General features: G+C 69.2%; 8 protein-coding genes and 1 pseudogene. 4 read left to right on the top strand and 5 right to left on the bottom strand.

From position 1 onward, the window contains the following. The 4 genes from OXS49_RS08690 to OXS49_RS08675 all read left to right on the top strand — a co-directional run. A partial coding sequence (locus OXS49_RS08690; protein ID WP_267423546.1) for a glycosyltransferase occupies positions 1-2205 on the top strand: 2205 nt, incomplete at its 5' end. Between the two features lie 94 nt (positions 2206-2299). After that, entirely contained in the window at positions 2300-3673 is a 1374-nt protein-coding gene (locus OXS49_RS08685) for a coagulation factor 5 8 type domain-containing protein (protein WP_267423544.1), read from the top strand. Positions 3674-3763: 90 nt separating this feature from the next. Beyond that, complete coding sequence (locus OXS49_RS08680; RefSeq protein ID WP_267423543.1) at positions 3764-5035, top strand: hypothetical protein; 1272 nt, start codon at positions 3764-3766, stop codon at positions 5033-5035. Then, entirely contained in the window at positions 5032-6687 is a 1656-nt protein-coding gene (locus OXS49_RS08675; protein WP_267423541.1) for a GDSL-type esterase/lipase family protein, read from the top strand. The genes OXS49_RS08680 and OXS49_RS08675 overlap by 4 nt, the downstream gene beginning before the upstream one ends. Before the next feature lie 48 nt (positions 6688-6735). On the opposite strand, the gene OXS49_RS08670 is transcribed toward OXS49_RS08675, so the two are convergent. The 5 genes and pseudogenes from OXS49_RS08670 to OXS49_RS08650 form a co-directional block, all read right to left on the bottom strand. Further along, positions 6736-7020, bottom strand: a complete 285-nt coding sequence (locus OXS49_RS08670) for a HigA family addiction module antitoxin (RefSeq protein ID WP_267423539.1) — start codon at positions 7018-7020, stop codon at positions 6736-6738. 5 nt (positions 7021-7025) lie between these two features. Beyond that, a complete protein-coding gene (locus OXS49_RS08665; protein ID WP_267423537.1) occupies positions 7026-7313 on the bottom strand; it encodes a type II toxin-antitoxin system RelE/ParE family toxin in 288 nt (95 codons plus the stop codon). A 246-nt stretch (positions 7314-7559) separates the two neighbouring features. Beyond that, positions 7560-9944 carry a glycosyltransferase gene (locus tag OXS49_RS08660; RefSeq protein ID WP_267423536.1) on the bottom strand — a complete coding sequence of 795 codons (2385 nt, stop codon included), beginning with the start codon at positions 9942-9944 and terminating at the stop codon, positions 7560-7562. A 62-nt stretch (positions 9945-10006) separates the two neighbouring features. Continuing rightward, positions 10007-10423, bottom strand: coding sequence for a hypothetical protein (locus tag OXS49_RS08655; protein WP_267423534.1), 417 nt, complete (start codon positions 10421-10423; stop codon positions 10007-10009). Between the two features lie 1095 nt (positions 10424-11518). Further along, positions 11519-12157: pseudogene (locus OXS49_RS08650) on the bottom strand (DedA family protein); the annotation flags it as partial. Positions 12158-12177 lie beyond the last annotated feature (20 nt).

Here is a 12177-nt window from a genome sequence, read left to right as displayed (position 1 = left end):
GGGGAGTCACCGTTCCTGCACTACGTGCGCGTCGGCCGCGCCGCCGGCCTGATGGGCTGCCCCGAGGATCTCGGGACGCTCCCGCCGCTCACCGCCCCCGATCCGCGCGACTGGGACGGCCTGCCCCCCGCCCGGCCGATCGCGGACGCCCACGTGCTGGTCATCGTACCCGTCTACAAGGGACGCGCCGAGACCCTGCGCGCGCTCCACGCCTGCCTGTCCCGGCCCCAGGCCACACCCTTCACCCTGCTCGCCGTCAACGACCGATCCCCCGACCCGGACCTCACCCGCGACCTCGCAGACCTCGCCGCCCGCGGCCTGTTCCACCTGGTCGAGAACGAGACCAACCTCGGCTTCGTCCGCTCGGTCAACCGCGCGCTGTCCCTGCGCCAGGGCCGCGCCGTCGTCCTGCTCAACTCCGACGCCCAGGTGTTCGGCGACTGGCTCGACCGCCTCGTGGCCCACGCCGAACCCGCCGATCCGGCCACCCCGCGCGTGGGCAGCGTCACGCCGCTGTCCAACAACGCCACGATCTGCTCCTACCCGCGCTTCAACGCCAACAACACCATGCCGCTCGAGATCGCACCGCCCGACCTCGACCGCCTCGCCGCCGCGACCAACCCCGGCCGCAGCCTGCCCGTGCCCACCGGCGTCGGCTTCTGCATGCTTATGACCGCCCACGCCCTCGACGCCGTGGGCGAGCTCGACGCCGAGGCCTTCGGCCGCGGCTACGGCGAGGAGAACGACTGGTGCCTGCGCGCCGAGAAGGCGGGCTTGCGCAACCTGCTGGCCGAGGACGTCTACGTCTACCATGCCGGCCAGATCTCGTTCGGCGCCGAGGGCGGCGGCGGGGCCGGCGGCGCCTACGACGAGGGCCAGGCCGCGCTGCTGGCCAAGCACCCCGACTACCCGGCCCGCGTCGGCCAGTTCGTCCAGGCCGATCCCGGACGGCACGGCCGGGCGCGGCTCGACCTGGAACGGCTGGCCCGGCACCTCGCCGGACGGGCGCTGCTGTTCGTCACCCACAGCTGGGGCGGGGGCATCCAGCGCCACCTCGACGACCTGATCGCCCAGGCTAGGTCCGAGGGCACCCCCGTGGTGCTGCTGCAGATCGACCGCACGCGCAACCTCGAGGTGCACGTCGCCTACCGCGGCGCCGAATTCCTGTACCTGCCCAACCTCGACAGCCTGTACCTGCCGCGCGACGCGGACGAACTCGCCGGGTTCGTGGCCACGCTGGCGCCGCGGCTGATCCACGTGCACTCGCTGGCGGGCCTGCGCTGGGCGGCGGCGCGGGCGCTGATGGACGTGGTGGCGGGCTCCGGCCGCCCCTACGCCTGGACGCTGCACGACTACTCGCCGGTGTGCCACCGCAACCACCTGGTTCAGCCGGACGGGCGCTATTGCGGGCTTGCGGCGGTCGCGGAGTGCCGGGGCTGCCTGGCGCGGGACGCGGACGGGTTCGAGGAGCCGGATCCGGGCGAGCGGCGTGCGGTGTTCGGGCGGTTCCTGGGCGGGGCCGCGCGGGTGTTCGCGCCGTCCTCCGACACGGCGGGGCGGATCGGGCGCGTGTACCGGGATCTGGCGATCACGGTGCGGCCGCACGCCGAGCCGGAGCGCGCGGTGCGCACCACCGCGCCGCACCGGCCGGGGCGCGTCCGGCGCGTCGCCGTGCTCGGGGCGATCAGCGCCACCAAGGGCGGGCTGGTGCTGCAGGCCCTGGCGACCGATGCGCAGACGCGCAATCGGCCGCTGCGCTTTGCCCTGGTGGGCTTCTGCGACCCGGCGCTGGAAGGCGGGTTCGAACGTGCCGGCGTCACGCGGACCGGACGCTACGCGAGCGACAACGAGGCGCTGGATCTCGTCTGGCGCGTCGCAGCGGATCTGATCCTGCTCCCGGCGATCTGGCCGGAGACCTATTCCTACGCGCTGACGCTGGCGTTGCGCACCGGCCTGCCGGTAGCAGCCTTCGACCTCGGGGCACCGGCCGACCGGCTGCGCGCCGATCCGGACGGCCATCTCCTGCCCTATGCCCTGGCCGACGACCCATCCGCCTGCAACGATCGCCTGCTGGCCATCCCGCTCCCGGGCCGGGCCCGCACCACCATCGAGGCCGCCACGTACGACGACCTGATGCGCGATTATTACGGACTCGCCGCAGAGCAGGCCGAGCCGAGACTCCCCTCCAGCGAGGACGCCGCCTGACCATCGTCGCCCGGAGGCCTGCAGCGCGGCGGGCTTCCGAATCCGGCGCGGTTCGACACCGTTGGAGCCCGAGCGAGATACGGTATACGACCCCATGTTCGAGCGTCACAGCTATCATCCCGATCTCGTCGAGGTCGCACAGGGCCGGCCATTATCCGTCATCGATCAGGACGCTAGCGCCGGGCAGCTCCAGATCGACCTCGGCCTGCGCTTTCCCGTCCATTCCCTCGCGGTCGATCCGCCTGACGGGGCGGCCGTCCCGGGCGGCGATCGGTCCGTCAGCTTCTCCGACGACGGACAGGTCTGGTCGTTCCCCGAGACCGTCTCGCCCCCTGACGGCGAGCCGCCCGCATCACGGATCCTGATCGCGCCGGGGCCGGCGAGCTGGGCGCGCTACATCCGCATCCCGGTCCAGCCGGGGCGACGGGCGGACGAACACGCGGCGCAGATCTGGAGCGCGCGTGCCGCCGTCGACCTGATGGTCATGCGCACGCTCTGGGACGTCGCGTTCTCCATCCTCACCGAGGATCCGGAGATCGACGTCTATCGGGCCTACCGGTTGCTCGGCAGCCCCAATCAGGCGGGTTTGTCGCTCGTCGGAATCGATCTCTACGAGAACGGCGCCTTCGGGAACTTCATCATCCAGTGCCTGCTGGCGATCGGCATCTGCCGGGCACTCAAGCTCAAATACCTCAAGCTGTCGATCATGGACCGCAGCGAGGTCATCGCCCTCCAAGAGCCGCAGGAGATCGGCGGCATCACGTTCATCCCCGCGAACCACCCGCTCCCGGACGACGGGTATTTCCTGTCCGGCATGTTCTTCGACGTGAACATCCAGAAGCTGGCCGGCGAGCTCGATCAGGCCGAGTCGCGCCATATCATCACCCATTACATCCGGCCGCTCTTCGGCAGGCTGCCCGCGCAATTCCCCGAGAAGCCGGACGATCAGCTGCTGATCCATATCCGCTCGGGTGATATCTTCAGCACCTGGGTCGCGCCCCATTACCCGCAGCCGCCGCTCGCGTTCTACCAGCTCGTCATCCAGCGCCTGCTGCGGGAGAAGCGGATCGGCTCGATCAAGATGGTGTTCGAGAACCGCCTCAACCCCGTCATCGACCGGCTGGAAGCCTATATCGCCGGCCTCGGCATCCCGCTCACGACGCAGAGCGGAACGCTCGCGGAGGACGTGACGGCGCTCGCCAACGGCCGCTACCTCGTGTTCGGCCTCGGCACGTTCGGACCCGGCGTGTGCCACCTGTCCGAGCATGTCGAACAGGTCTTCTACTTCGCGTCCGGCTGGCCGCAGCATTTCCGGGGCATTCCGACGATCGGACGCCTCACCGAGGTCGTCGACACGGCGGGCGGATACACGAAGGTCGGGGAATGGGATAACTCCCCCGAGCGCCGCCAGCTGATGCTCGACTACCCGATCGAGAACCTCGCCTTCGACGATTCCGGCTCCGCGTAGCGAGCCCAACCCGCGATCGGGACTTGCGCGGCCGTGCCGATTAGCGGGACATCGGCGACCCGCGTCGGGTCGCGGCGCCGGAGAACGCACTTGGCCAGCACCGATCCGTCATCCACGTCCCTGCACGTCAATGCCTTCGCGATGCACCGGGCCGAGGTGCTGATGCGGCTGCGGCGCCGGCTCCGGCCGTGCCACACGACCCTCGTCAGCTTCGCCGCCAAGTACCATTACGTGGAGACTCAGCGGCGCCTTGCGGCCGCCGCGGCGGCGACGGGCGATTTCGACACGATCGAGAGCTGGTCCCCCGACCGCCTCCGCGAGACGCAACACTACCAAGCGCACCGGGAGATCCTCGACCGGTCCCGGGGCGCCGGGAACTGGGCCTGGAAGCCCTACATCATCGCGCAAGCCCTGGAGCGGCGGCGCGACGGCGACTTCATCGTCTTCACCGATACCGGAATGCAGGCGATCGGCGACGATCCGATGCCGCCGGTGGCGCCGCTGCTGACCTGGCTCGCCGGCTCGGAGCGCCGGGTCGCGGTGGGCGTGCTGCACGGGAAGCCGCAGCGGGCCTGGACCAAGCGCGACTGCTTCGTGCTCATGGAGTGCGATTTTGAGCGCTACTGGAATATCGACCAGATCCAGGCCACCTGGATCGCCTTCATGGTCAGCCCCGCCACCCGTCACCTCGTCGCCGAGTGGCTGCGCTACGCGGGCGACGCCCGGGTCGTCACCGACCTGCCGAACCAGATGGGCCTGCCCGATCTCGACGGCTTCATCGATCACCGCTTCGATCAGAGCATCCTGTCGAACCTGATCTACAAACTCGACCTCGAAATCGCGCCGCTGCGGCAGGCCTCGAAGCAGATCCGGACCCTGATCGAGGAGCTGGAGACCGACACGCTGGTGGCGACGCGGCCGTCCGAGAACATCGCGCTCGGCAAGACCTGGACGGCAAGTTCCGCCTCGCCCTGGTCGGGGACGACCGGGACCTACGGCGAACGCACCACCGGCGATCCGTCCTTCTTCTTCCACACGGCGCTCGAGCAGACCCCCTGGTTCGTCCTCGATCTCGGCGCCGTCACGCGCGTCTCGGAGATCCGGATCTACAACCGCTGGGGGCAGCCCAGCGAGCGGGCGCAGCTGATGCGGGTCTGGCTGGGCGAGACCGAGGACAGCTACCGGCTGGTCTTCGACGCCGTGGATGCCCATTGCCACCCCGGACTGCCCCTGCACCTGCGGTTCGACGGGGCCCGATTCCGCTACCTGAAGATCGATCTCGACGAGGAGCAGCACCTGCACCTCGACGGGATCGAGGTCTTTGCCGCCCACCGGGACGGCGACGCGACCGAGCGCGCGTGAGCCCGGTGTCGGACAAGCCGTTGTTCCCCCTCGGGCCGATCCTGTTCTTCGGGGATTCCCTGACCGCGGATCTGACCGCCGAGACGCCGGACCTGTTCTCCGGACCCCAGACGGTCGCCCGCGGTATCGCCGGCCAGTCCATCCGGGACATGGCGCGGCGGCTACGCTCCGACATCGCCCTCTACGGCGCAAAGGGCCTCCACCTGATCGGCGGCCGGGACGACATCCTCACCCCCGGTCGCGCGGTGTCGCTGGACGGTCTCGTAGCCGACCTGACCGCCATGCTGCGGGACGCGCGCGACCTCCATGTCCGGACCTGGGTCGGCGCGATCCCGCCGGTCGATCCGGCCGCGCCCGCGGCGGCCGGGCTGCCGGTCCACCTCATCGGCGCGGTAAATGCGTGGCTGCGCGCGCACGCGGGCGATTACGGGGCACTGTTCATCGATTACGAGGCCGTGCTGGCGGGCGAGGGTGGGGCGCTCCGAACGACTTTCAGCGACGACGGCGTTCGCCTCAACGCCGCCGGCATCGCGGTGCTACGAGCGGCCATGATGGCGGCGCTCACCGCCCCGGGCGTCGAGCAGATCTGGGCGCCGCCCGAGAGCGAGGATGCCGCGCGCCGGCGCAAGTTCCTGCACCATTTCGGCTATCTGGACTCGAACACGCGCTATCCGAGCCCGTTCATCCAGTTCGCCGGCAAGCCGGGGGCGAGCCATTACGGCGTCCCGTTCGATGCCGATGGCTTCCTCAACGCCACCCCGATCGCCGAGCGCAAGCCCGAGGGCGAGACCCGAATCCTGGTCGTCGGTGATTCGACCACGATCGATGGCGGCGACATCGCCAACACGCTGCCGGGCCGGATCGAGCGGATCCTCCGCACCGACGGGCTAGGGCGCGCAAAAGTCTACAATTTCGGGGTGATGTCGAGCTGCCTCACCCAGATGACCCACCTGATCTGGTCGCGGCTGGTGACCTACGGCCCCGACGCGATCCTCGTGCTCAGCGGCAGCACCGACCTGTTCCAGCCCTGGACATACGATCCCCGGCCCGGCCACCCCTACAACGCCTTCATCACGCAGCGTCTCTACGACCACTTCTTCGACACGCACGACCCGCGGGCGCGGGAGGATGGCCTGTCGTACGACGCGCTGATCACGCTGATCTACGAGGCGCTGAAGCGGCTGCGCGCGGAGGTGGGCTGGCAGAGCCCGGGCTGGGAGGATTCCATCGTCCACCATTACGAACGCGCCGCGCACCGCCTCACCAAGCTGTCCCACGATCACGCGGTGCCGATCATCAGCGTCCTGCAGCCCACGGTCCTGCGCAAGCGCCACCTCACCGAGGTCGAGCGCGGCGTCGCCTCGGGGGCGTTCCTGGCCTATCTCGACCGCCAATACGCCAAGCTGGAGGCGTTTACGGCCGAGCTCGCGGCGCGGCGCCCCTACCGGCGGACCTTCACGGCCCTCGACCTCAGCGGGATCTTTCGCGATCGGGAGGCGGGGACGTTCTACGACATCGTCCATTACGACGATGACGCCCGGGAGATCGTGGCGACGCGGCTGGCGGGCGAGATCCGCGGCGCCCTGGAGCGGGCCCGGGCGCGGACGCCGCTGGAGTGCGTGAAACACCTGCTCGGTGGTCGGAAGCGATAAGAAGGTTTGGCAAACGCCAAGCCTTCACTGCAATCGACGTCAGGCCACTCAGGCAGGTTCGTAGCGCTGCACCTTCGAGAGGTCCGCCTCGGCCTCCGCGTGCGAGAGGTCGTGCGCGGTCTGAAGGTTGAGCCAGAACTGGGGCGTTGTTCCGAACCGGAGGCTGAGGCGAAGCGCAGTATCCGCGGTCACACCGCGGCGTTCGCGGACGATCTCGCTGAGCCTGTTGGGCGGGACATCGATCTCAGCCGCGAGGCGGTTGGCGCTCAGGCCGAGCGGCCCCATGAACTCTTCGCGGAGAACCTCACCGGGATGCGTGCGCAGGCGGGGCATGGGGTTTATCCTCTGTGATAATCCACGATCTCGACATTCTCCGGTCCAGTGTCGCCCCACGTGAAGCAGATGCGCCACTGGTCGTTGATGCGGATGCTCCACTGTCCGTGGCGGTCCCCGCTCAGCTTCTCAAGCTGATTGCCGGGCGGCGATCGCAGGTCGCCCAGCGCGGCTGCGGCATCGATCATGTCGAGCTTGCGCACGGCAGCGGCTCTAAAGGCGCGCCACTGCCGGTGGCAGGTGTCGTGGAGATGGAGCGCCTCCGTGGCCTTGTCCGCGAAACTATGAATCATCGGCCTTTGTTACGCGATACGTATAACGTATCAAACCGGATGATTGAGAGCAACAATCCCGGTCCGCCTTCTTGTTCGAGGATGCAGGCAGAAACCCGTGTGGCGATCGCCTTCGCCGCCGAGAGATCACGATATGCGCCTGCACAGGGATGAGAGCCGGATCAAGCCCGCCGCTTGCAGACGGCCCCACCTCTGGCGCGACGCGACGGTCCGAGGGTTCGCGTCGTTCCGCGCGCGAGGACGGGATCAGCCCCGCTCGGCCGCCCGCTTCACCCGGTGCGTGAAGATCACCGAAAGCCACGGCACCACCGCGTGCTCGACCTCGATCGAGAGCAGCACTTCGAGGTGGAGCGCGTAAGGCAGGGTGACGCGGAAGCCGCAGCGGGCCTCGTCCATGGTGGTCGGCATGTCGCCGAGCACCGCCGCGATCACGTCCGGCCGGTGCACGTCCACGGGGATGCGCTGAACCTCGCCGTCAATCTCCGCGACCAGCGTCGCCTTGGCGCGGTTCGCCGAGACGACCCAGCCGGACAGCACCACCTGCCCGTCCTGGATCTCGGCCCAGACCCGGTCCTGGGGGGCTTCGAGATTGGCGCGGGCGAAGGAATCCGGCAGCTCCCCGTCGAGCGCCGCGATGGTGCAGCCGACCTCGTACTTCTCGAAGCCGCGCCCCTCGCCGAAGATGCCGGCGAACTGCTTCTGATACTCGGCGATCCGGGCGTTCTTGATCTCCTCGGGCAGACCCGACCACTGGCCCTTCTCCTGGACCGTGTAGACCGACAGGATCTCGCGCAGGAACGCGATCCGGCCCTTGTCGGCGACGTAGAGGTTCATCAGCCAGTCGGCCGCCGCGGCGTTCTCGTAATAGGCCTCCGGCACCCGGCGCAGGGCTTCGGCGCGGTAGAAGCAGCAGGAGAAGTTGGCGGTCAGCGGCGCGTTGGCCAGGACCGGGAAGCTGATCGTGCCGGTCGGATACCGGCCCTGCTCGTCGTGCGGCAGGTAGGAACCGGTCGCCGGGTAGTGCAGCAGCACCCAGTTGAAGCACATGTCGAGCTTGCGGTCGTTGCGCAGCATCCGCATCTGCATCGCGACCTTACGGTCCGACAGCCAGTAATCGTCGGCCTCGCAGAACGCGACGTAGCGGCCCGTGCAGGCGGAGAGGCAATCCTGCATGTTGCGCAGCATGCCGAGATTCTGCGGCCGGGGCCGGACCACGATCCGCTCCGGGTCGCGCGCCCGGTAGGTCTCGACGATCCCGGCCGTCCCGTCGGTCGACTTGTCGTCGCCGATCACCACCTGCATCCGGAACAGGCCGCGCTGCCGCAGGATCGCGTCGAGGCAGCGGCCGATATCGGCCGCATGGTTGTAGGCCGTAACGATGACGCTGACGGTGAGTTGCTCCACCAGCCACGCGCGCAGGGCCTCCGGCTCGCCGGAGAGATCATCCGGCGCGTCGAGGCCCATGTCGCTCAGGGCGTCCCGGGCGATGTCGGGATTGGCCTCGATCAGCCGCCCGAGGCTCGCGACATCCTCCTCGTCGAGATAGGCCTCGGCCAGCCGGCGGAAGATCGCTTTCTGCGACGCCTCGTAGCCCGAAGCGTAGCGGCCGCCGAAATGGCCGCGCAGCTTGCGGAAGAACGCGATCTCAGAATTGCCGAGCTTCTTGTGCCGGGCGAGTTCGGTGGCGTAGGTCGCCCACATCCCGGCGGCGTGCTTGCGGTAGACCGCCATCACCTCCGGCAGGAAGCCGATGCGCCCGACCTCGGCATGCATCAGGTGGACGTACCAATCGCCGGGAGCGATGCCCTCGTCGAACACGAACGCTTCGGCGCCGTGATAGCGCCAGCGGTAGAGCACGCTGTTGGTCTGGACGAAGTTGTGGGTCACGAGGTCGGACAGCGACGGCTGCGGGCCGCACTGCTTCGGGTAGATCTCCTCGACCCCCGGCATGTCCTCGTGGACGACCCGCACCGGGTGGAAGCAGAGGGTGAATTCCGGGCGCGCCCGCAGGAAATCGACCTGTTTCTGAAGCTTGCGCGGATCGGTCCAGTAATCGTCGCCTTCGCAGATCGCGACGAATTCGCCGCGGGCGCGGGCCGTGAGGTCGGCAAAGTTCTTGTTGGGCCCGAGATTTTCGGTGCGCAGGACCGCCACGAGGTTGGGATGGCGCGCGGCGTATCCGGCGATGATCTCGGCGGTGCCGTCGCTCGACCGGTCGTCGCCGACGAGCAGCTCGAACGGGAAGTCCGTGGCCTGCCCGAGGATGCTCTCCAGGGTCTGCCGGATGAACGACGCCTGGTTGTAGGTGATGCACAGGACCGACACGACCGGCCGGTTCCAGGCCGGCGCGGGCTGCGTCTCGGCCCGCGCCCGGACCCAGGCCGCAAAGGGATTGGCGAAGCCGCCGTCGAAGGTCTCGTCCGGCGGGGCCGTGAAGTCGGCCCTGGGCCGGCGCCCGAGGCGGGCGCCGTACTTCACGTAATGTTCGAGGGGCGACAGGTCGGTCAGGCCGACCTCGGGATAGCGCGTCGCGTACCAGATGTGGTCGAACAGCCCGCTCGCGTAGATCGTCGCGAAATCGTCCTGCCACGGCTCGAGCGCGGGTGCGGCGTCTCCTGCACCGTCCTGCATCAGTCAGATCCCTCGCAGATGCCTCGAACGCGCGTCACCGGGCCGCCTCTCCGACCATACCCTCAGAGGGTGCTGGGGAGGCGCCCCTCCTCGGAGCCGTGATTGTAATAGTGCTGCGTCGGGTCCGCGCCGGCATTCGCGACGTCGTCGTTGCACGCGAGATAGAATTGGCGGTCGAACAGCCCGGAGGTTTCGAGCCACTCGAGCATCGTCGCCTCGGGGACGACAGGCGCGCGATCGGGCGTGGCGGCGGCGGCCTCGCGATAGAGGTGCGCGAACCGGGCGATCCGGGCGGCAACGTCCTTGGCGGCCGGGCGGCGCACCGAGGAGGCGACGACGCTCGACTGTTCACCGGGACGGCGGCGCTGGAGATCGGCCTCGGCCAAGCGGACCAGACGGGCCAGCTCGCCCTGCGCTTCCTTGAGCCTTCCTTGCGTCTCGGCGAGTTCGGCCCGCAGCGTTTCTACGTCCTCGCCCAAGGTCGGCTCCGTCTCAGCCACGACGTCCGACGAGGCGTGCACACGGCCCTGTGTACGGCCATGGGCAGGATCGGCCGGAAACCGGCGCGATGGAATACCCCCTGTCGGGTGAGGCGGGGTGATACGATCGGCCCCCGGACCGGTCAACCCTGCGCCCGGCGACAGGTGCGGCGCCAGCCGGGCGACCGTCGGCCCCCGCGAACGGCTCCGCGTCTCTCCTTCCCCACTCTGCGGGCGACGGGTTACACAGGTTCGCGGCACGCAGCGTGTGACAGAGCGCGACGCCCCCCCCTCCCGAGCGGGAGAGGGTTGGGGTAAGGGACGAGAACGTTCAGGATCGATCGCACTCCCGCCGAGCGTCGAGGGCGCGCCCCATTCGGAAAGAACTGATCCCTCGCCCTGTCCCTCTCCCGCTCTGGAGAGGGGACCTGCGTCCCTTCAAGCGGCCGGGCGAACCGGCCCCGAAACCTCAACCCTGTGTAGCTCGCAGCCCTGCGGGGGGAGGAAGGGTGCGCGTGGCGTCTCCGGACTGTCCAGCCTGCCGAACGACTGAGAAAGCTTCAGCCAGCGATATCTAAGCTCGGTAAGGGCGATCGACGAGGGTGGCCGTCAGCGCTGCCGATCCCTCGCCGTGCATCCGGTCACCGGTGGATCTGAGCGCGCCGGGCGGACCAACATCGACGCCCCGTCGGTTCAGGCCGCCAGCCCGATTCCGCCCCCGGCCTCGTCCCCGGCGGGAACCGACGATCCCGGGTATCGCAGGCGCCAGCCGGCGAGCGTCAGCAGGACGGCCGGCACGAGGAGGATCAGCATCAGGCCGACGATGCTGACATGGCCGACGAGGCGCCCGTACAGGCCGCCCGTGACCCCGTAGTACCAGGACGCGAGCGTCATGCCCGCGGCCGAGGCCAGGAGGATCGCGGGGATCTTGAACCAGAGCGGCAGGGCTTCCGGCGGGCGAGAGCGCGACTTGGACGGGGCGGTCTGCGCCTGGCCGAGGTCACGTTTCGCGAGGAGTGCTTCGACCTGTCTCTCGAAGTCCGCCTGAACCGTGCCCTGGGCCTGCGGCGCCGGCTGGTCGGCCCCCAGACCGTCGGTGAGCGGACCCGGGATCGCGGCCTCGGCGGCGACCATCAGGCGCGCCTCGTGCCGGCGCATGAACAGCCACAGCGCGACCGCGCCGAGCAGCACGAAGGCCAGCAGCCCGAGGCCGACCGGCCCCATGACGTTCTCGATCGAACGGCCGCAGAGATAGGCGCCGAAGCCCATGATCGAGGCCCAGGCGACGCCGCCCAGCGCGTTGAAGGCCATGAAGCGCCGCGCATCGAGCTTGTTCACGCCGGCCAGCACCGCCGCGTAGGCGCGCAGCATCGCGGTGAAGCGGCCGAAGAACACGATCTTCCCGCCATGCCGGCGGAACAGGTACTGGCCGAGCTTGAGCCGCCCGTGATCGAGACCGATCAGGTGCCCCTTGCGCAGGAGCAGCGGCAGGCCCCAGCGGCGACCGACCCAGTAGCCGCCATTGTCGCCCAGGATCGCGGCGGTCGCGGCGATCGCCACCACGAGAACAATATTGATGTTGCCGGTGCTGCCGGCATAGGCCGCCGCCGTCAGGAGGACCGTCTCGCCGGGCAGGGGCAGCCCGGCGCTCTCCAGCGTGATGATCACGAAGATGGCGATGTAGCCGTAATGCGCGATCAAGTCGGCGATCGGCAGATCGTGAAGGAAGGACATGCGGTCTCCTCGCGGATCGG

The sequence above is a fragment of the Methylobacterium sp. GC_Met_2 genome, assembly GCF_026540795.1.
GTDB lineage: Bacteria > Pseudomonadota > Alphaproteobacteria > Rhizobiales > Beijerinckiaceae > Methylobacterium.
This window is presented reverse-complemented; position numbering and strand designations above follow the sequence as displayed.

Coding starts and splice junctions, on each gene's coding strand:
- OXS49_RS08685 (WP_267423544.1), top strand. CDS start 2,300: ATGTTCGAGCGTCACAGCTATCATCCCGATCTCGTCGAGGTCGCACAG.
- OXS49_RS08670 (WP_267423539.1), bottom strand. CDS start 7,020: ATGCCCCGCCTGCGCACGCATCCCGGTGAGGTTCTCCGCGAAGAGTTC.
- OXS49_RS08665 (WP_267423537.1), bottom strand. CDS start 7,313: ATGATTCATAGTTTCGCGGACAAGGCCACGGAGGCGCTCCATCTCCAC.
- OXS49_RS08660 (WP_267423536.1), bottom strand. CDS start 9,944: ATGCAGGACGGTGCAGGAGACGCCGCACCCGCGCTCGAGCCGTGGCAG.